General features: G+C 54.7%; 20 protein-coding genes. 14 read left to right on the top strand and 6 right to left on the bottom strand.

Annotation, left to right across the window (positions count from 1 at the left end):
* Positions 1 to 444 precede the first annotated feature (444 nt).
* The 14 genes from rpsM (at position 445) to ASD8599_RS15765 (ending at position 13,209) form a co-directional block, all read left to right on the top strand.
* Entirely contained in the window at positions 445 to 813 is a 369-nt protein-coding gene (gene rpsM, locus ASD8599_RS15830) for a 30S ribosomal protein S13 (protein ID WP_108829428.1), read from the top strand.
* Between the two features lie 15 nt (positions 814 to 828).
* Positions 829 to 1,218 (top strand): 30S ribosomal protein S11, encoded by a 390-nt coding sequence (gene rpsK, locus ASD8599_RS15825; RefSeq protein ID WP_108829427.1) that lies wholly within the window; start codon positions 829 to 831, stop codon positions 1,216 to 1,218.
* Positions 1,219 to 1,331: 113 nt separating this feature from the next.
* Positions 1,332 to 2,348 (top strand): DNA-directed RNA polymerase subunit alpha, encoded by a 1,017-nt coding sequence (locus ASD8599_RS15820; protein WP_108829426.1) that lies wholly within the window; start codon positions 1,332 to 1,334, stop codon positions 2,346 to 2,348.
* Between the two features lie 135 nt (positions 2,349 to 2,483).
* Positions 2,484 to 2,903 carry a 50S ribosomal protein L17 gene (gene rplQ, locus ASD8599_RS15815; RefSeq protein WP_108829425.1) on the top strand — a complete coding sequence of 140 codons (420 nt, stop codon included), beginning with the start codon at positions 2,484 to 2,486 and terminating at the stop codon, positions 2,901 to 2,903.
* 126 nt (positions 2,904 to 3,029) lie between these two features.
* A complete protein-coding gene (locus ASD8599_RS15810) occupies positions 3,030 to 4,409 on the top strand; it encodes a trypsin-like peptidase domain-containing protein (RefSeq protein WP_108830230.1) in 1,380 nt (459 codons plus the stop codon).
* Positions 4,409 to 5,716 (top strand): replication-associated recombination protein A, encoded by a 1,308-nt coding sequence (locus ASD8599_RS15805; RefSeq protein ID WP_108829424.1) that lies wholly within the window; start codon positions 4,409 to 4,411, stop codon positions 5,714 to 5,716. Before ASD8599_RS15810 ends, ASD8599_RS15805 begins: the two co-directional genes overlap by 1 nt.
* A 37-nt stretch (positions 5,717 to 5,753) precedes the next feature.
* Entirely contained in the window at positions 5,754 to 6,110 is a 357-nt protein-coding gene (gene crcB, locus ASD8599_RS15800; protein ID WP_108829423.1) for a fluoride efflux transporter CrcB, read from the top strand.
* Positions 6,107 to 7,147: an RluA family pseudouridine synthase gene (locus ASD8599_RS15795; protein ID WP_108829422.1), complete on the top strand. Its 1,041-nt coding sequence runs from the start codon at positions 6,107 to 6,109 to the stop codon at positions 7,145 to 7,147. Before crcB ends, ASD8599_RS15795 begins: the two co-directional genes overlap by 4 nt.
* Positions 7,147 to 7,830, top strand: a complete 684-nt coding sequence (locus ASD8599_RS15790) for an HAD-IA family hydrolase (protein WP_108829421.1) — start codon at positions 7,147 to 7,149, stop codon at positions 7,828 to 7,830. Before ASD8599_RS15795 ends, ASD8599_RS15790 begins: the two co-directional genes overlap by 1 nt.
* On the top strand, positions 7,827 to 8,540 hold the full coding sequence (locus tag ASD8599_RS15785; RefSeq protein ID WP_108829420.1) for an ATP12 family chaperone protein: 714 nt from the start codon (positions 7,827 to 7,829) through the stop codon (positions 8,538 to 8,540). The genes ASD8599_RS15790 and ASD8599_RS15785 overlap by 4 nt, the downstream gene beginning before the upstream one ends.
* A 195-nt stretch (positions 8,541 to 8,735) precedes the next feature.
* Positions 8,736 to 9,752 (top strand): amino acid ABC transporter substrate-binding protein, encoded by a 1,017-nt coding sequence (locus ASD8599_RS15780; protein ID WP_108829419.1) that lies wholly within the window; start codon positions 8,736 to 8,738, stop codon positions 9,750 to 9,752.
* 148 nt (positions 9,753 to 9,900) lie between these two features.
* Positions 9,901 to 11,127: an amino acid ABC transporter permease gene (locus ASD8599_RS15775; protein ID WP_108829418.1), complete on the top strand. Its 1,227-nt coding sequence runs from the start codon at positions 9,901 to 9,903 to the stop codon at positions 11,125 to 11,127.
* A 1-nt stretch (position 11,128) separates the two neighbouring features.
* Positions 11,129 to 12,427: an amino acid ABC transporter permease gene (locus ASD8599_RS15770; RefSeq protein WP_108829417.1), complete on the top strand. Its 1,299-nt coding sequence runs from the start codon at positions 11,129 to 11,131 to the stop codon at positions 12,425 to 12,427.
* Between the two features lie 11 nt (positions 12,428 to 12,438).
* Positions 12,439 to 13,209 carry an amino acid ABC transporter ATP-binding protein gene (locus ASD8599_RS15765; protein WP_108829416.1) on the top strand — a complete coding sequence of 257 codons (771 nt, stop codon included), beginning with the start codon at positions 12,439 to 12,441 and terminating at the stop codon, positions 13,207 to 13,209.
* Between the two features lie 64 nt (positions 13,210 to 13,273).
* Here the strand turns inward: ASD8599_RS15765 and ASD8599_RS15760 are convergent, their stop codons facing one another.
* The 6 genes from ASD8599_RS15760 to yidC all read right to left on the bottom strand — a co-directional run bounded on the left by ASD8599_RS15760 (position 13,274) and on the right by yidC (position 18,915).
* A complete protein-coding gene (locus ASD8599_RS15760; RefSeq protein WP_108829415.1) occupies positions 13,274 to 13,903 on the bottom strand; it encodes a ferredoxin in 630 nt (209 codons plus the stop codon).
* A complete protein-coding gene (locus ASD8599_RS15755; protein WP_108829414.1) occupies positions 13,900 to 14,694 on the bottom strand; it encodes a sterol desaturase family protein in 795 nt (264 codons plus the stop codon). Before ASD8599_RS15755 ends, ASD8599_RS15760 begins: the two co-directional genes overlap by 4 nt.
* Before the next feature lie 57 nt (positions 14,695 to 14,751).
* Positions 14,752 to 15,612 (bottom strand): acetylglutamate kinase, encoded by an 861-nt coding sequence (gene argB, locus ASD8599_RS15750; RefSeq protein WP_108829413.1) that lies wholly within the window; start codon positions 15,610 to 15,612, stop codon positions 14,752 to 14,754.
* Between the two features lie 101 nt (positions 15,613 to 15,713).
* Positions 15,714 to 16,364: a ribosome biogenesis GTP-binding protein YihA/YsxC gene (gene yihA / locus ASD8599_RS15745; RefSeq protein WP_108829412.1), complete on the bottom strand. Its 651-nt coding sequence runs from the start codon at positions 16,362 to 16,364 to the stop codon at positions 15,714 to 15,716.
* Positions 16,364 to 17,104: an MOSC domain-containing protein gene (locus ASD8599_RS15740; RefSeq protein WP_108829411.1), complete on the bottom strand. Its 741-nt coding sequence runs from the start codon at positions 17,102 to 17,104 to the stop codon at positions 16,364 to 16,366. Before ASD8599_RS15740 ends, yihA begins: the two co-directional genes overlap by 1 nt.
* A complete protein-coding gene (gene yidC, locus ASD8599_RS15735; protein ID WP_108829410.1) occupies positions 17,104 to 18,915 on the bottom strand; it encodes a membrane protein insertase YidC in 1,812 nt (603 codons plus the stop codon). The genes ASD8599_RS15740 and yidC overlap by 1 nt, the downstream gene beginning before the upstream one ends.
* Between the last annotated feature and the right edge of the window lie 23 nt (positions 18,916 to 18,938).

The following is an 18,938-nucleotide window of genomic DNA, read 5'->3' as shown; positions in this document are numbered from 1 at the left end:
ATCCTTTTGTTCTAACGTCGTCCGGATTTGGCAATCTCCAGTTTGCATGTGAGTGGGCAAACGGGGAAATGATGTATGTATCAGGTGCAAAAATTACTGTGCTTGCATCCTGTTCAAACACCCTAATGGTATGGACAGAAAGCTATTTGGTTGGGTCTCCCGGGGAAGGAATTGTGTCATTGCGCCCTGCGAATACAGATATGAACGCTACCTTGTTTTATGCATGTCCGGGTGCAGTGTGACGTCTAAGTTTGGCTCTGGTCTTGACGTTAATTCAGAATACTCATAAGCACCGCTATCTCTAATGAGAATCAAACAGTTTCTATGGTCGCTCCATTGAAACAGATCACCTGATCAGCTTGGCCCGACGGCGTTTTCGCTTCGGGCCTATGTTGTGAAAAAAGGGCCCGGGATTACGGGCCCGCAACGAAAAGGAAAGCTCACGTGGCACGTATTGCCGGCGTAAACATCCCGACTGCAAAGCGGGTTCCAATCGCCCTCACATATATCACCGGTATCGGTACAACATCTGCACAAGCCATCTGCGAAGCAGTTGGCATCGACGCATCCCGTCGTGTGAACGAATTGTCCGACGCTGAAGTTCTGAAAGTGCGCGAGCACATTGACGAAAACTACACCGTTGAAGGCGACCTGCGCCGTGACACACAGATGAACATCAAACGCTTGATGGATCTGGGCTGCTACCGCGGCTTGCGTCACCGTCGTAACCTTCCTGTGCGCGGTCAGCGTACACACACAAACGCACGCACACGCAAAGGCCCCGCGAAGGCCATTGCCGGCAAGAAGAAATAAGGGAGGCTCTGTTCGATGGCACGCGAAAAGACACGTACTAAGAAAAAAGAGCGCAAGAACATCGCCGCAGGTGTGGCGCATGTGAACTCTTCTTTCAACAACACCAAGATCCTGATCTCTGACGTTCAGGGCAACGCAATCAGCTGGTCCTCTGCCGGTACGATGGGCTTCAAAGGCTCTCGTAAATCTACGCCATACGCGGCGCAGATGGCTGCAGAAGATGCAGGGCGCAAAGCACAGGAACACGGCGTGAAAACGCTGGAAGTTGAAGTGCAGGGCCCCGGTTCCGGTCGTGAAAGCGCATTGCGCGCCCTGGCGGCTGCTGGCTTCAACATCACGTCCATCCGCGACGTGACGCCAATGGCCCACAACGGCTGCCGCCCACCAAAGCGCCGACGCGTTTAAGCACTATTTTTTCGGTTGGGGCCGCGTGTTTTGCACGGCCCCACTCCGCTTTTTTGAAACCTCGGGCGCTTTTGCCTTTCGGACATGGAGCAGAAGCAAGAATGGAGGGACGCATGATCCACAAGAATTGGGCTGAATTGATCAAGCCACAACAATTGGACGTAAAGCCGGGCAATGATCCTGCGCGCCAAGCCACAGTGGTTGCAGAACCGCTTGAACGTGGCTTTGGTTTGACAATGGGCAACGCGCTGCGTCGCGTTTTGATGAGCTCACTGCAAGGTGCTGCCATCACATCTGTACAAATCGACAACGTTTTGCACGAATTCTCGTCTGTTGCTGGTGTGCGTGAAGACGTCACCGACATTATCCTGAACCTCAAGCAGGTCAGCATTCGTATGGAAGTGGAAGGGCCAAAGCGTCTGTCCATTTCTGCGAAAGGCCCCGGAGTTGTGACGGCTGGCGACATTTCTGAGTCCGCCGGTATCGAGGTTCTGAACCGCGATCACGTGATCTGCCACCTCGACGATGGCGCCGATGTTTACATGGAATTGACGGTAAATACCGGCAAAGGCTATGTGTCAGCGGACAAGAACAAGCCAGAAGACGCGCCAATCGGTTTGATCCCGATCGATGCGATCTATTCACCTGTCAAGAAAGTCTCTTATGACGTTCAGCCGACACGTGAAGGCCAAGTTCTGGACTATGACAAACTGACGATGAAAGTCGAAACAGACGGTTCCATCACGCCAGACGACGCGGTCGCTTTTGCGGCACGTATCTTGCAGGACCAGCTGGGCATCTTCGTTAACTTCGACGAGCCTGAATCAGCATCCCGCGCCGATGAAGACGACGGTCTCGAGTTCAACCCGCTTCTGTTGAAGAAAGTGGACGAGCTCGAATTGTCTGTCCGTTCTGCGAACTGCCTGAAGAACGACAACATCGTTTACATTGGCGATCTGATCCAGAAAACCGAAGCCGAAATGCTGCGCACGCCAAACTTCGGCCGCAAGTCTTTGAACGAAATCAAAGAAGTGCTGTCCGGTATGGGCTTGCACCTTGGCATGGACGTCGAAGACTGGCCGCCGGACAACATCGAAGATCTTGCGAAAAAGTTCGAAGATAACTTTTAAGACAAAGGGGTGGGCGACACGCCCACCTTACCACAACGACTGGGCCGCATGTGCCCCAAGGAGAGTCCGCAACACGCATTGTGGGCCAGACAAAGCAAAATCGCCCGTAGAGGGCACCAAATTGGAGACCAAGATATGCGTCACGCACGTGGATACCGCCGCCTGAATCGTACACATGAGCACCGCAAAGCGTTGTTCAGCAACATGGCAGGCTCGCTCATCGAACATGAGCAAATCAAAACAACATTGCCTAAAGCAAAAGAACTGCGCCCGATCATCGAGAAAATGATCACACTGGCGAAACGTGGCGATTTGCACGCCCGTCGCCAAGCCGCATCCAAGCTGAAAGAAGACCAGTACGTCACAAAATTGTTCGACATTCTGGGCCCACGCTACAAAGACCGCCAAGGTGGTTATGTGCGCGTTTTGAAAGCCGGTTTCCGTTACGGTGACATGGCGCCAATGGCCATCATTGAATTCGTAGACCGCGACCGCGACGCCAAAGGCGCCGCAGACAAAGCCCGCATTGCCGCAGCCGAAGCTGCCGACGAATAAGACGCATCACTGCGTTTGAAGTTTGAAGGCCCTCGCCACATGGCGGGGGCTTTTTCCGTTTATGGAGATCCGGGGAATACGAAGCAGGGCTTGCAAGCGGGCGCCCCTCTGCGCATATCTTTTGACATGAAACACATATTTGCCAGCCTTGCCCTTACACTTTTGACGCTGCCTGTTTTTGCAGACCAGCGGGTCCCGACCAGTCAGACCGAAGTTCAACTCAGTTTCGTGCCATTGGTCCAAAAGGCGACCCCGGCCGTTGTCAACATATACACCAAACGCGTCACCCAAGCGCGGCGTAACACCTTCATGGAAGATCCCTTTTTCGAACGCTTTTTCCAAAGCGGCCCGCGAGAGCCACGTGTTCAAAACTCTCTCGGTTCCGGTGTGATTTTGACCTCAGATGGGATCGTTGTATCCAACTACCATGTCGTCGGCATGGCCACCGATATTCGCGTGGTTCTGAACGATCGCCGGGAATACACTGCGCGCGTTCTATTGGGGGATGAAGACAGTGATTTGGCGATTTTGCAGCTTGAGGATGCGTCGGACTTGCCCAGCCTTGATTTGCGCCCCAGCGACGAAGTTCAGGTCGGTGAATTGGTCTTGGCCATAGGCAATCCCTTTGGCGTAGGTCAAACTGTCAGCAGTGGGATCGTGTCCGGTCTGGCGCGGTCCGGCGCATCAAATGGCAATGGGCGGGGGTATTTTATCCAAACAGATGCACCTATTAACCCGGGCAATTCCGGTGGCGCTTTGATCGACATGTCGGGCCGCGTGATTGGCATCAATACGCGTATTCTGTCCCGCTCTGGTGGTTCCAACGGCATCGGCTTTGCGATTCCAGCGGATCTGGTGCGTGCGTTTGTCGAACAAGCTGATGCGGGCAACGATGTGTTTGCACGGCCTTGGGCGGGGCTAAGTGGTCAAACCGTCGACGCGGATATGGCCGAAACCTTCGGTCTTGAGTTGCCCGGCGGTATCGTCATTTCCGGCATGCACCCCGTCAGCCCCTTTCAATCTGCAGGTTTTCAAGTGGGCGATGTGATTGTGGCTGTAGATGGGTTGGCGGTGAACACGCCGTCCGAAATGGTATTCCGGATGAGTGTCGCGGGCCTCGGCAACACATCCCAAGTCACGCGGGTGCGCGAAGGGCAGCAGGATACGGTTCCGGTGTCGCTGATTGCGGCCCCGGATATGCCGCCGCGCAATGCCACCGTTTTGGGGCGTCGCGATGTGTTGGAAGGGCTGTCTTTGGCGCAGATCAATCCAGCGGTGATCAATGAATTGAACCTGCAATTGAATGCAAAAGGCGTCGTGGTCGTTGATCCGGGCCCTGTCGCTGTGCGCGTCGGCTTGCGCCGCGGTGATGTGGTCGCACGGGTCGACGACACAGATGTTTCTTCGCCGCAAGATGTGGCCCGCGCCTTGCAAGACGCTGGCCGTTGGGTGCGTTTGGAAGTGATCCGAGGTGCATCGCGGGTGCAATTGCGGTTTCGCATCTGATGTCCGATCTTTTTGGCGACCAACCCAAGCCGGACATGCCACGCCCCTTGGCCGACCGTCTGCGGCCCAAAACCTTGCAAGAGGTCATTGGCCAGTCACAGGTGTTGGGGCCAGAAGGCCCGCTGTCGGTGATGTTGGGGGCAGGGGCGTTGACATCGTTGATTTTCTGGGGCCCACCCGGCGTTGGTAAAACAACGATTGCGCGGTTGTTGGCCCATGAAACCGATCTGCATTTTGTGCAGATATCGGCCATTTTCACAGGGGTTCCAGACCTGCGAAAAGTGTTTGAAGCGGCCAAGATACGCCGACAGAACGGGCAAGGCACGTTGTTGTTTGTCGACGAGATCCACCGCTTTAACAAAGCGCAACAAGACGGATTTTTGCCGCATATGGAAGATGGGACCATTCTGCTTGTGGGAGCCACCACCGAAAACCCGTCTTTTGAACTGAACGCAGCCGTCATGTCGCGGGCGCAGGTCTTGGTGCTGGATCGCCTTGACTTGGCGGACCTTGAGCGTTTGGCGCAAAGAGCAGAGCAAGAACTAGGCCGCGCGTTGCCATTGGACGGGCACGCGCGTGAAGCCCTGCTTGAAATGGCCGATGGCGACGGGCGAGCGCTGCTAAATCTGGTCGAACAGGTTGCGGCATGGACCGTTGAAGGCAAGCTTGATCCGCAGGCGTTGGGCAATCGCCTGATGCGCCGCGCGGCCCAATACGACAAAGGCGGCGATGCACATTACAACTTGATCAGCGCGTTGCATAAATCTGTGCGCGGGTCAGACCCTGATGCGGCGCTGTACTGGTTTGCACGTATGTTGGAAGGGGGCGAAGATCCGCGTTTTCTGGCACGGCGCATCACGCGGATGGCTGTTGAAGATATAGGACTGGCGGATCCACAGGCGCAGGCCGTGTGCCTGCAGTCGTGGGAAACGTATGAACGCCTTGGCAGCCCGGAAGGCGAATTGGCGCTGGCGCAGGCCGTGACTTATGTGGCTCTGGCCCCCAAATCCAACGCAACCTACGTCGCGTATAAAAGTGCGCGACGCGCAGCCAAGGAAACCGGATCAAAACTGCCCCCGAAACATATCCTGAATGCCCCCACATCTTTGATGAAGGACCAAGGGTACGGCGACGGCTATGCCTACGATCATGATGCGGAAGACGGGTTTTCGGGGCAGAATTATTTTCCTGACGGCATGGGGCGACCCGTTCTTTATGATCCAGTGGAACGGGGCTTTGAACGCGAATTGAAAAAACGCGTCGATTACTTTGCGAAGCTACGCGCCAAGCGCGAAACCCGAGGCTGAACTTGACTCTGGGGCTGCGACACGCAACAGACGCCCCATGATGAAAACGATGATCTTTGTGGCGTTGGGCGGCGCGTTGGGCGCGTCTTTGCGCTATCTCTTGGGAATGGCGTTTGCCTTTCCGTTGGGTACGCTTGCCGTCAACGTGTGTGGATCATTTCTGATCGGCGTGGTTTGGGTTTTGGCGATGGACAAATCGCCATCTGTGCTGCCCTTCCTGATGACGGGTGTCTTGGGCGGCTTCACGACGTTTTCGACGTTTTCACTGGATACCATGCGCCTTGTTCAGGATGGACGGTTGGGTGCGGCAGGTACATATGTTCTGGCCACGGTGATTTTATCGCTGTTGGCCTGTTTTGCGGGCCTTTGGCTTGCCAAAGGAGGTGCGGCATGAGCCGTGTTCAAATATTAACAGTGGGCAAAGATGAAGGCGACCAGCGTCTTGATCGGTGGTTCAAAAAGATGTTTCCGCATATCCCGCAGGGTCGTGTTGAAAAGATGTGTCGTAAAGGTGATTTGCGAGTGGACGGGGGGCGCGTCAAGGCGTCGACCCGTCTTGAAGTTGGCCAATCCATTCGGATTCCACCTTTACCGGACAATCAGGCCCCGGAACCTGACCACAAGCGCAAGGTTTCTGACGCAGATGCCAAGATGATCCGTGCTTGCGTGATTTATAAAGACGATCACGTCATTGCCATCAACAAACCCGCGGGCTTACCAACCCAAGGCGGGTCGGGTCAGACACGACATGTGGATGGGCTATGTGAGGCCTTGATGTTCGACTACGACGAAAAACCGCGTCTTGTGCACCGTTTGGACAAAGACACATCGGGTGTTTTGTTGTTGGCACGCACACGCATGGCGGCGAAATCGCTGACCGAAGCATTGCGCCACAAACAAACACGCAAGATTTACTGGGCGCTGGTGGCAGGCGTGCCGACACCGTATCTGGGCGAAATCCGCTTTGGTGTGGTGAAGGCGGGCGGGCACGGTCGCTCCGGTGAAGGCGAAAAGATGGTCGCTTTACACCCGCGTGATGTGGACAACACCCCCGGGGCCAAGCGCGCGCATACTTTATATGCAACGCTTTACCGTGTGGCGTCGCGTGCCGCGTGGGTCGCGATGGAACCGCTCACAGGCCGCACACACCAATTGCGCGTCCATATGTCCGAAATTGGTCATCCGATCATTGGTGATGGCAAATATGGCGGGTCAGGCCAAGAAAACATGGGTGACGGATGGGGCGCACAGTTGGGTGGCACCATTTCCAAAAAATTGCATTTGCACGCCCGTATGATGCGCTTTGAGCATCCTGAAACGCGCAAACCCATCACTGTGACGGCTGAGCTGCCTGATCATATGGTGCATGCGTGGGACACCTTCGGATGGACCGAAGATCTGGCTGCAGAAGATCCGTTCGAGGCGCTGTAATGGACGCGCCTTTGCGTTTGGTCATTTTCGATGTTGATGGCACATTGGTCGACAGCCAAGCCGTAATTGTAGCGTGTATGAAAGCGGCGTTTTCCGAAGTCGGATTGGCGGCCCCTGAACGGGCTGACATTTTGAGTGGTGTGGGATTGTCCCTGCATATGTTGATGCCGCTTTTGGCCCCAAGCGCCAGCGCGGCCGCCCATGAGGCTCTGTCCACTGCCTATAAATCGGCCTTTATGGCGCACCGCGAAGAAACGGGTGTGGCTGCATCGTCGCCGCTGTATCCCGGTGCGCTGGAGTGTTTGAATGCGCTGCACAATGTGCCGGACGTTTTGCTGGGTGTGGCGACGGGTAAATCAAAGCGGGGGCTCGACAAATTGCTAGAGGCTTTCGATCTGGCGCCTAAATTTGTCACACAGCAGGTTGCAGATTTTCACCCGTCCAAACCGCACCCCGCGATGATCCTGACCGCTTTGCAAGAAACGGGCGTCGATGCGCAGCATGCGGTTATGGTGGGTGACACCAGCTTTGATATGGACATGGCGGCCAGTGCGGGCGTGCGATCTGTTGGGGTGACGTGGGGCTATCATGGGCGCGATCGCTTGGGTGGCGCTACACGGATGGTTGATAATTTTCAGGCATTGCCTGACGTTTTGAACGAGATGTGGGAAAACAAACAATGAGCGATTGGGCCCCGAAACGGTTTTGGACAAACGCGGATGTGCAGGAAGTGGACGGTGGTTTTGCCGTGGCGCTTGATGGTCGTCCAGTGAAGACGCCGGCCAAGGCCGCGTTACATGTGCCGACGCAAGCCATGGCACAAGCGATTGCAGCGGAATGGGACGCACAATTGGAAAAGGTGGACCCAAACACGATGCCTTTCACCCGCAGCGCAAATGCCGCCATCGACAAGGTGCGCGTGCAACACGCCGAAGTGGCTGACATGCTGGCAGCTTATGGCGACAGTGATTTGCTGTGTTATCGGGCGCAATCGCCTGCGGAATTGGTGGCACGGCAAGCGGCGGCTTGGGATCCGGTTCTGAACTGGTCTGAAACCTTTTTGAATGCCAAACTTGAGCCACGCACCGGCGTCATTCACGTCCCGCAAGACCCCGCGTCGCTGGCCACGTTGAGCGACAGAACACATGCTTTAAACCCGTTCGAATTGGCGGGGTTTCACGACTTAGTTAGCATGTCGGGGTCACTGATTCTTGGTTTTGCAGCGGCCTACGATCATATGCCCATCGAAGATATCTGGACCATGTCGCGACTGGATGAACTTTGGCAGGAAGAACAGTGGGGCGAAGATGATGAAGCGCAAGCGCTGATTGCGGTAAAACAGACTGCTTTTATACACGCAAAGCGCTTTTTTGACGCTTCTCGTGCAGGGTGAAGCAGAGGCAAGCGTAATCGATGTTCAATCACGGATTTCTGTCTGGTTAAATGATCATCTCACCCTTGACCTTTTTGGACGTTTGCGACCACACTAAGCGCCACCATCGAGGCAATCTCGTGTGGTATCGCCTAAGGCACATAACGTGCCAAAGCATCTGCCGTAAAAACGGTGGAAAATCAGGAAGAGGTTAAAATGAAAACATCCGTATTTTTTGGTGCGCTGACAGTAGCTGGCCTTGCGGCTGGCGCAGCAGCGGCCGGTACGCTTGACGACGTAAAAGCACGCGGCAAGCTGAACTGTGGCGTAACAACGGGTCTGGTTGGCTTTGCCGCACCAGACGCAAACGGTGAATGGAAAGGTTTCGACGTCGCAGTATGTCGCGCCGTTGCAGCCGCTGTTTTGGGTGACGGCAACGCCGTTGAATTCGTCCCAACAACAGGCAAAACACGCTTTACTGCGTTGGCGTCTGGCGAAATCGACATGCTGGCACGTAACACAACTTGGACATTCTCGCGCGACGTGGACCTGAAGTTCACATTCGTTGGCGTGAACTACTATGACGGCCAAGGCTTCATGGTTCCAAAAGCATTGGGCGTGTCCTCTGCCAAGGATCTGGACGGCGCGACTGTCTGCATCCAAACCGGCACAACAACAGAGTTGAACTTGGCGGATTTCTTCCGTTCCAACAACATCTCCTATGAGCCAGTGCCTATTGAGACAAACGCCGAAGGCCAGCAGCAGTATCTTGCGGGCGCATGCGACACGTACACAACAGACGCATCCGGTCTGGCTGCGACACGTGCCACATTCGAAAACCCAGGTGACCACGTGCTGTTGCCAGAAATCATCTCCAAAGAGCCACTCGGCCCACTTGTTCGCCACGGCGACAACGAATGGGGCGACGTCGTTCGCTGGACTTTGAACGCAATGATCTCTGCTGAAGAGCTGGGCGTTACATCTGCAAACATCACCGAGATGTCTGCTGGTACAAACAACCCTGAGATCAACCGTCTCTTGGGCACCGAAGGCGAATTGGGCAAAATGCTGGGTCTGGAAGCAGACTGGGCGATGAAAGCTCTGTCCGTTGGTGGCAACTACGGTGAAGTGTTCGAAAAGAACATTGGCGAATCCACTCCAATCGGTCTGGCCCGTGGCCTGAACGCACAGTGGACAGACGGCGGCCTGCTTTACAGCCCCCCCTTCCGCTAAATCCAAAGTTGAAAGGCGCAGGGTCAAACCTGCGCCTTTCGCGCCTCTAGGGGTACAAAGAACGACCTTAAATAAGACGACCTAGACAAATTCTGGCCAAGCCGCGCGTAGACGCATTATGAGCAGGCCAGACAACGGGGATAATCCAATGACGATAATGACCGACCCTCCCAGAGGGCAGTTCCGTCTATCTATGCTATTGAGCGATACGCGATACCGCTCCCTTACTTTACAAGCGATTGCAGCCTTGGTTTTGGCGCTGTCGATTTTCCTTCTAGCCAGCAACGTGGCGACCAACCTTGCTGCACAGGGTTTGGACATCAGCTTTGATTTTCTTGGCACGCCAGCAGGTTACGATATTAATCAGCGTCTGATTGAATACACCAGCCAGTCCTCTAACCTACGCGCCGCAATTGTTGGCATCCTGAATACGCTGCTTGTTGCCTTTCTGGCCTGCGTAACAGCAACGGTTTTTGGGGTTTTGGCCGGGGTTTTGCGCCTGTCGAACAACTGGCTCGTGTCCAAATTGATGGCATTTTATGTTGAGATTTTCCGCAACATTCCCGTGCTGATCTGGATCCTCATCATCTTTACAATCATGACGGCTGTGCTGCCGGGGCCACGCGCCTTTCGAGGGGACGAACCCGAAGCCAGCATGTTGTTCAACGCATTTGCCTTTACCAATCGCGGCATCTACACGCCGTTGCCTTTCTTTCAGCGCGGCTTTGGTGGCGGTTTGGATTTCCTGCTGGTGCTGGTGTTGCTGGTCGGCTCCTTCTTTGGGGCGCGCGCCGTAACGGCCCGTGCGACCCGCATTCAGGAAGCCACAGGTGAGCGTCCAGCAACCTTGCTGACCAACCTTGCGATCTGGTTTGGCCCTCTGATTGCCGTTTCACTGATCCTCGGTCTGTCGTTTGAACTGCCAGAACTCAAAGGCTTCAACTTCAAAGGCGGCATTACGATCCGTGGGTCTTTGATCGCGCTTTGGTTTGCCTTGTCGATCTACACGGGGGCCTTCATCGCGGAAAACGTGCGTGCAGGCATCCAAGCGGTATCCAAAGGCCAAACAGAGGCCGCCGCCGCATTGGGTCTGCGCCCGGGCCGCACCATGAGCCTTGTTGTGTTGCCTCAGGCCTTGCGCATCATCATTCCACCTCTGATTTCCAACTATCTGAACATCACCAAGAACTCGTCGCTTGCGATTGCGGTGGGGTATATGGATGTGACGGGCACTTTGGGCGGTGTGACACTGAACCAAACGGGCCGCGCCATCGAATGCGTGATCTTGCTGATGTTGTTCTACCTCGTCATCTCGCTCAGCATTTCCGCTGGAATGAACGTCTATAACAACGCCATGAAACTGAAGGAGCGCTGATATGTCTGATCAATCAACCAATTCAGTCGCCTTCGTGCGCACACAAGAGGTGGCCGCAAAGCCCCCCCCAAACACAGCGGCTGGTCCGGTCAAGTGGGTGAAGGACAACTTGTTTGCGACCCCCGCAAACAGCATTTTGACTATAATTGCGCTTTATGTTGTTTATCTGGTGCTCAGCGGCGCGCTGCCGTGGATCATGAACGGGATATGGGATTCCCCCAGCCTGAAGGCCTGCCGCGAGATTTTGAACGGTGAATCAGGGGCCTGTTTTGCAGTTCTGACGGAACGCTGGAACCAGCTGATCTTTGGGTTCAAATATCCAACAGACTTGTATTGGCGTCCCGGGCTGGCCTTTGTCCTGCTGTTCTTTGCAGCCGCGCCTGTTCTGTTCTTTGATCTGCCACGCAAGTTGTTGATCATTACAGCATTGTTCCCGTTTGTGGCCTATTGGCTGATCTGGGGGGGGGCAATCTGGGCCCCCGTGACAGCGCTTTTGGGAATCATCGCAGCATATGTGTTCTATTCGCGCTTTGTGGCGCAGAATTTTGCGCTTGGGTTCTTTGGCGGGATTGCGACAGCATTTGTCGTCTGGATCATCTGTGGATACATCTTCCCCAGCAGCGAAATCACTGAAGGTGCGATGCGGTCTGTGCCGTCGCGTGACCTTGGGGGCTTCATGTTCAACATGATGCTGGGTGTGACGTGTGTGTCATTGTCCATCCCAATTGGGATCGCTTTGGCATTGGGCCGTCAGTCCAGCATGCCTTTGATCAAGTGGATCTGCGTGGTTTTCATTGAATTCATTCGTGGCGTTCCGCTGATCACCTTGCTGTTCGTGGCGAGTGTGATGTTGGCCTATCTGTTTCCTCCGGGATCAAATCCTGACTTGTTCATTCGGGTTGTGATCATGATTACGCTGTTCTCCTCGGCCTATATCGCCGAGGTGATTCGGGGTGGTCTGGCCGCTTTGCCAAAAGGGCAATATGAGGCCGCAGACAGCCTTGGTTTGGATTACCCGCAAGCGATGCGGCTGATCATTCTGCCACAAGCGCTCAAGATTTCCATTCCTGGGATCGTGAACGTGGCGGTGGGTCTGTTCAAAGACACCACGCTGGTGTCGGTCATTTCGATGTTCGATATTGTCGGCATGATCCGGGGGCCGATCTTGGCATCGACTGAATGGAATGGGGTCTATTGGGAGCTGTTTGGCTTCGCATCGGTTCTGTTCTTTGTCGTGTGTTACGGCATTTCACAATATTCGCAGTGGCTGGAACGCCGCCTTGCAACAGATCATAAGTAGGAGGTCGCGACATGGCTGACCAAGCAACAAAACTGGCCGTCTCTGACGAGATCGCAATCACCATTCAGAACATGAACAAATGGTACGGCACGTTCCACGTTCTGAAGGATATCGACCTGACGGTGAACCGCGGTGAACGCATCGTGATTTGTGGGCCGTCTGGTTCTGGTAAATCCACGTTGATCCGCTGCATCAACGCTTTGGAAGAACATCAGCAGGGGTCCATCGAGGTGGATGGCACATTGCTGTCATCTGACCTTAAGAACATCGACAAGATCCGGTCAGAGGTTGGCATGTGTTTCCAGCACTTCAACCTGTTTCCGCATTTGTCGATTTTGGACAACCTGACTTTGGCGCCGATCTGGGTACGTAAAACACCCAAGAAGGAAGCCGAAGAAGTGGCAATGCACTACCTTGAGAAGGTGAAAATCCCCGATCAGGCCAACAAATTCCCCGGTCAGTTGTCCGGTGGTCAACAACAGCGTGTGGCGATTGCGCGATCCTTGTGCATGAAGCCGCGCATCATGTTGTTTGATGAACCGACGTCAGCCTTGGACCCTGAGATGATCAAAGAGGTGCTCGACACCATGATCGAGCTGGCTGAGGAAGGCATGACCATGTTGTGTGTGACCCACGAGATGGGCTTTGCCCGTCAGGTGGCCAACCGCGTGATCTTTATGGATGCGGGTCAGATTGTGGAACAGAATGAACCGGAAGAGTTCTTCAACAATCCACAAAGCCCACGCACCCAATTGTTCCTGAGCCAAATTCTGGGCCACTAAAAACAATCGATAGATTTGCGCAAAGGCGGGCCAAGGCCCGCCTTACGTATTTGGTCAGTTTTGTTTATGTGCTTGGATTGAATGCACGCATATGAAACGCAGATTGTGCGTCCGGTCGATCAAACTGTATGCTTATTGGGCACAGGCGACGCGCCAAACATCCCTTTGACATGCAATCGCCACCTGCTGGCGTATCAAGATACGCCTTACATTTAGGCACATCGTAAAAGCTAACTGCATTCAACGCACCAACAGGGCATGCGGTGACGCAGGGCCGTGTTTCACAGCTGTCACATGGCGAGGCTTCAAGTGCTTGTGATGCAGCAAAGGTTCGGGGCAAGCGGATCGCGCCACGGATCGAAATCATCAACCCAGCGGTATCATGCACCATCATTCCCGTCGGGCTTTGCCAAAACCGACCGCTTTTCAACGCCCAAGTGATGAAAGGATCGTAGGGGGGGCCGTCAGACGGGAAGTGGGTCACGGCCCCGTCGGCCATGCCCCCGATCACTCTTTTTGAATAGCGATCAATTGGGTTCTTCATACCATCTTTGAATTCGGCGCTTTGTGTAAAGACGTCCCAGAAACCGGTATCGGCACCAACCAGAACCAATGTATCTTCACCGTCTGACAGATGCCCCATCACGAACATACCGTACGCCGCGTAGACTGTGTTAAGGCTGCCCAAGTTCATTGTCTGAAAAACGGCAGCCTTAACGACCACCCCAATTTGCTGGGACGCGTGTCCTGCCACTGCAACCCGATGGCCATTTTGTCATGACCTTGGGCGGGTTGGGCGATGTATGTGCCAAACACGCGATCCCAAATGGACAATGCAAACCCGTAGTTGCTGTCGTGTTCGTGACGGTGCACTGAGTGGTGTACGCGGTGCATGTCGGGCGTCACAAGAACACAGCGGACCAAGGCGTCTACGGCCAAAGGCAGTTTGATGTTGGCATGATTGAACATGGCAGTGCCGTTTAACAGGATCTCGAACAAAATGACCGCAATAGCGGCGGGGCCAAGCAGGTAAACAAGCCCGATTTTCAAAACCATAGATAGGGCGATTTCAATCGGATGGAAGCGGATGGCAGTGGTGACATCAATGTCCACATCAGCATGGTGCACGCGGTGCAGACGCCACAAAAGCGGGACGCGGTGTGTGATAAGGTGTTGCAGCCAGATTGCAAAATCCAGGATCAGCATGGCCAGGACAACTTCGATCCAGACCGGCAGACCCACCAGATTGAATAAGCCCCAACCATTGAATTGGGCATCAGCGGCCGCACCTACAGCGAGAAGGGGCAAAAACACGGCCATAGCACGTAAGGTCGCCGTGTTCACCAATGTCATGCACCAATTGGTGGACCACCGCGCTGTGCGGGTTTGGCGGCGCTTGCGTCGTGGTGCTGCGACTTCGATCGCGGCTAGGATCGCGAACAAGCCTAAAAAGATGCCGAAACGTATGAAGACTTCGTGTTGCATGCCACAGGTGTAGATGCCGATGGCACCCGTGCCAAGCGTTGGCTGGACACAGCTGTGTTACGTTCGGATCAAGCTTCCTGCGCCGTGGTCGGTAAACAGCTCAAGCAGGCAGGCGTTGGGCACTTGTCCGTCCAGAATGACAACGGCCCGAACACCTTCTTCGATCGCTTTCAAGGCGGTTTCGGTTTTCGGAATCATACCACCCGCAATGGTGCCATTAGCCGTCATTTCATGGATCTGCGCGGCTGAGATTTCAGTCAGCACATCGCCGGATTTGTCTTTGACACCGGGCACGTCGGTCAGCAGCAACAAACGATCCGCTTTCAACGCGCCCGCAATAGCGCCTGCCGCTGTGTCGCCGTTGATGTTGAAGCTTTCACCGTTTTCTCCTGCGCCCAACGGGGCAATGACAGGGATGGTGTTGCCATCAAACAGGTTGCGCAAAATGCCGGGGTCTACGGTTGTGGGGGTGCCGACGAAACCCAAATCCGGGTTCGTTTGGGTGCATGTGATCAAATGGGCATCTTTACCAGACAATCCAACAGCACGCCCGCCTTCAGCACCGATGGCCTGCACGATACGCTTGTTGACAAGGCCGGACAGCACCATTTCAACCACTTCCATAGTGGCGGCATCTGTGACGCGTTTGCCGTTGATAAAGTCTGACGTGATGTTCAACCGTTCCAGCATCGCGTTGATCATGGGGCCACCGCCGTGGACAATGACAGGGTTCATCCCGACTTGACGCATCAAAACAACATCGCGGGCAAAGCTGGCCATCCCTGCATCGCTGCCCATGGCATGACCGCCCAGCTTGATAACAACAGTGGCCCCCGCATAGCGCTGCATATAGGGTAGGGCGCTGCTTAGGGTTTCTGCGGTGGCGATCCAATCGCGGTTCATATCTTGTGTTCTCATCCCTGACCCTTTGGGTACGGTTATGGGAAATGCAATGCGGGGGTGCAAGCCATTGTGTGGCCTAACCCTTGGCAGTGCCGCGCATAAAGCCGTTGGGGGCGTTATTCCAACGTGGCAATGATGCTGCGCAATGTGGGGATACCGTCCCCTTTTTCCGACGAGGTCAACAGGATCTCTGGATAGGCGGCGGGGTGTTTTGCAAGTGCGGCACGGGTTACATCAAGAACCTTTTGCCGGTCTTTTTCTTTCACCTTGTCCGCTTTCGTCAGCACACATTGAAAGGTGACGGCCGCGCTGTCCAACAGGGACATGATTTCTTCATCGACCTGTTTGACGCCGTGGCGCCCGTCAATCAGCACAAAGGCACGGCGCAAAGTTTGGCGGCCTGACAAATATTGCTTTAAAAGGCGTTGCCACTTTTCGACAACAGACAAAGGGGCGTTTGCGTAGCCGTAGCCCGGAAGGTCGACAAGATAAAGGTCGTCCCCCGCAGTGAAATAGTTGATTTCTTGCGTACGGCCCGGGGTGTTCGACGCCCGCGCCAGCCCTTTGCGACCCGTCAATGCGTTGATTAATGTGGATTTCCCGACGTTGGATCGCCCCGCAAAACAGACTTCCATGCGGTCCGCTTCCGGCAGGCCTGACATGGCAACGACGCCTTTCACAAACTCTGTTTCACCAGCAAACAAAAGACGCCCGCGTTCTTGCGTTTGCGCGTCAGGTTCTTCGGCGATGGGAAATGGCATTTGCATCAAAGCACCTCGACAGTGTCGCCAACAGCGACAGGACCTGTTTCTATGACTTCAGCAAGCATACTGAATTCTTGATGCCCAAAGTGATCGAGCGCACCCAATGTATCGGCATCCCGCACCCCAGTGTCAGGGTTCGAAGCCGTCGACATGCAACGCGTCGCAAGTTCGCGGGCTTTGAACACACATCCACCAATCCGGATGATCTTGCCGGTCCATGACATTTCTTCCCATGGCGCAATACCATCAATCCACACGTTTCCGCGCCATCTGTGAATAGACAGTTCGGTGCCCAAATGGGTCTCTACAGCTTTATGAGACGCCATATTGCACAATGAGACAGACGCAAAAGGGCTGTCGGTATATCCGCGGCCGTCCAGCCGCATAATGTGGCTTGGCAAAGCGCGGTCTTTGGAAACCAGCGAAGCCGTCCAGTCGATTAACGCGTTTGGCGTATCATCCGGTTTGAAAGTCAGATCAGGCAGGTCTGGGTGAGACAAGGTGATCGTCTCGGACGTCTCATCCAAAGCGGCTGTGACAGCCATCAATGCCGGTGCTTTTGCAGCACGACCAAAGTTACCGCATTTGGCCCATTCGCCCGGTTCCGCTTTGGAAGCTTCATGTGCGACAGCCCAAACCCGGTCCCAAGGCATGGATTGCCCGGCTGCAAAGACCACTTTGTCTATCGCTTCGCGACCGTATCCTTTTATGGGATGACGCCAAAGACTGGCCACATGTGACATTACTTGCTGTCCGTTTCAGTTTTGCGGCGGAAACTTTTCATGATGTTTCCAAAGACATCAGGTTTGTAGCCCTGGCTGCGCATGATCAGGTACTGCTGCGTAAACGTGATGGTGTTGTTTGCAATCCAGTAGACAACGAGACCACTGGCGAAACCACCCAACATAAACATGAAGACCCAAGGCATCCAGGCGAAGATCATTTGCTGCGTGGGGTCTGTGGGGGCCGGGTTCAGTTTTTGCTGCAACCACATGGAGATACCCAAAAGCAGGGGCAAGATACCGATGAAGACCAAAGCCATGATCGAACCGGGCTCTGGTGCGCCGTTGGGCAAAAGACCGAACAGGTTTAGCAAGGATGTCGGATCTGGTGCTGATAGATCCTGAAACGGCCCAAGCCAAGGGGCGTGGCGTAATTCGATTGTGACAAAGATCACTTTGTACAATGAAAAGAAGATGGGAATTTGAAGTAGAATAGGCAGACATCCCGCAGCGGGGTTAACCTTTTCTTTCTTGTACAGCTCCATCATGCCTTGTTGCATTTTTTGACGGTCGTCGCCTGCCGCTTCCTTCAGCTTTTCCATCTGTGGCTGAAGTTCTTTCATTTTCGCCATCGAGACGTAAGATTTGTAAGCCAGCGGGAATAGAACGGCCTTGATGATCAAAGTCAGCCCGATGATGGACCAGCCCATGTTGCCGATCAGTTTGTTCAGTTCGTGCAACAGCCAGAAGATAGGTTTGGTCAGGAAAAAGAACCAACCCCAATCGATGCTATCGATAAAGCTGGTCACGCCTTCTGATTGGTATTCGCGGATGGTTTCCCATTCCTTGGCACCGGCAAACACGCGCAATGTGTTTGTGGCACTGGCACCCGGGGCGATGGTCACTTTCGGCATCACGGTTTCGGTCTGATAGATATCCGTCCGCGGATAATACTTGGCCGTCAGACGCGCGTTTGTGTCTGCCGGTGGGATCAGGGTTGTCATCCAGTAGTGGTCGGTAATACCAATCCAGCCGTTTTGAATGTCTTCATTGCGTTCGGCAGGCACCCCTTCTTTGGGATGCACGTCGAAATCCGGAATGTTGTCCCAGTCTGTTTCGGTCAGTTCGTCCGTCATCGTGACCAGGCCTTCGTGCAAAACGAAGAACCCTTTCAGATTGTCAGGCTCGCCGTGGCGGGCAAGGATGCCGTAGGGCGCCATAGACGCATCGGCAGAGCCGTTGTTTTGCACGCTTTGCGTAACGGTGAACATAAAATCGGCGTCGACTTCATATGTCCGGTTGAACACAAGGCCCGCGCCATTGTCCCAGCTTAGTGTAATGGGTGCATCGGGACGCAACACGTCGCCATCGCTGAGCGTCCATTCCGTATCAGGTCCCGGGACCGCGTCCGGTGTAACGCCTGTGCTCGCCGCCCATCCAAACAATGCGTAGTAGGGATCTTCGCTGCCAACTGGGGCCAGAAGGGTAACAATGTCGGCGTCTGGTTCCGTGGTCTCGCGGTAGTCGTTCAGTTTCAGTTCATCAATACGTCCACCCAGAAGGCTGATAGACCCCGTCAGGCGCGGCGTTTCGATCGATGCACGTGGCGCTTCAACGAGCGCTTTTGGAGCCTGCGTCGGAACCGCGACGGGCGCGTCTACTGAGGGGGTCGTTGCCACAGTTGTGTCGGCCGTTGACCCGGTCGTTTGAACGGCGCTGGTGCCGTCAATAGGCGTATCCGGTTCTGGTGGCGGAAAAAGCACAAACCATACGAGGATCACAGCAAAGCTGAGCGCAGTTGCAAGAATGAGGTTCTTGTTTTGATCGTCCATGGGGGACCGCCACCTGATGTCTT

It is taken from the genome of Ascidiaceihabitans donghaensis (assembly GCF_900302465.1).
GTDB lineage: Bacteria > Pseudomonadota > Alphaproteobacteria > Rhodobacterales > Rhodobacteraceae > Ascidiaceihabitans > Ascidiaceihabitans donghaensis.
Note: the sequence above shows the minus strand (reverse complement) of the source record. Positions and strands in the feature narration are given on the sequence as shown.

Bases quoted from the DNA above. Each gene is read 5' to 3' on its own strand.
- rpsK (WP_108829427.1), top strand. From the start codon at position 829: ATGGCACGCGAAAAGACACGTACTAAGAAAAAAGAGCGCAAGAACATC.
- ASD8599_RS15820 (WP_108829426.1), top strand. From the start codon at position 1,332: ATGATCCACAAGAATTGGGCTGAATTGATCAAGCCACAACAATTGGAC.
- rplQ (WP_108829425.1), top strand. From the start codon at position 2,484: ATGCGTCACGCACGTGGATACCGCCGCCTGAATCGTACACATGAGCAC.
- ASD8599_RS15810 (WP_108830230.1), top strand. From the start codon at position 3,030: ATGAAACACATATTTGCCAGCCTTGCCCTTACACTTTTGACGCTGCCT.
- ASD8599_RS15805 (WP_108829424.1), top strand. From the start codon at position 4,409: ATGTCCGATCTTTTTGGCGACCAACCCAAGCCGGACATGCCACGCCCC.
- crcB (WP_108829423.1), top strand. From the start codon at position 5,754: ATGATGAAAACGATGATCTTTGTGGCGTTGGGCGGCGCGTTGGGCGCG.
- ASD8599_RS15795 (WP_108829422.1), top strand. From the start codon at position 6,107: ATGAGCCGTGTTCAAATATTAACAGTGGGCAAAGATGAAGGCGACCAG.
- ASD8599_RS15790 (WP_108829421.1), top strand. From the start codon at position 7,147: ATGGACGCGCCTTTGCGTTTGGTCATTTTCGATGTTGATGGCACATTG.
- ASD8599_RS15785 (WP_108829420.1), top strand. From the start codon at position 7,827: ATGAGCGATTGGGCCCCGAAACGGTTTTGGACAAACGCGGATGTGCAG.
- ASD8599_RS15780 (WP_108829419.1), top strand. From the start codon at position 8,736: ATGAAAACATCCGTATTTTTTGGTGCGCTGACAGTAGCTGGCCTTGCG.
- ASD8599_RS15775 (WP_108829418.1), top strand. From the start codon at position 9,901: ATGACGATAATGACCGACCCTCCCAGAGGGCAGTTCCGTCTATCTATG.
- ASD8599_RS15770 (WP_108829417.1), top strand. From the start codon at position 11,129: ATGTCTGATCAATCAACCAATTCAGTCGCCTTCGTGCGCACACAAGAG.
- ASD8599_RS15765 (WP_108829416.1), top strand. From the start codon at position 12,439: ATGGCTGACCAAGCAACAAAACTGGCCGTCTCTGACGAGATCGCAATC.
- ASD8599_RS15760 (WP_108829415.1), bottom strand. From the start codon at position 13,903: ATGAACTTGGGCAGCCTTAACACAGTCTACGCGGCGTACGGTATGTTC.
- ASD8599_RS15755 (WP_108829414.1), bottom strand. From the start codon at position 14,694: ATGCAACACGAAGTCTTCATACGTTTCGGCATCTTTTTAGGCTTGTTC.
- argB (WP_108829413.1), bottom strand. From the start codon at position 15,612: ATGAGAACACAAGATATGAACCGCGATTGGATCGCCACCGCAGAAACC.
- yihA (WP_108829412.1), bottom strand. From the start codon at position 16,364: ATGCAAATGCCATTTCCCATCGCCGAAGAACCTGACGCGCAAACGCAA.
- ASD8599_RS15740 (WP_108829411.1), bottom strand. From the start codon at position 17,104: ATGTCACATGTGGCCAGTCTTTGGCGTCATCCCATAAAAGGATACGGT.
- yidC (WP_108829410.1), bottom strand. From the start codon at position 18,915: ATGGACGATCAAAACAAGAACCTCATTCTTGCAACTGCGCTCAGCTTT.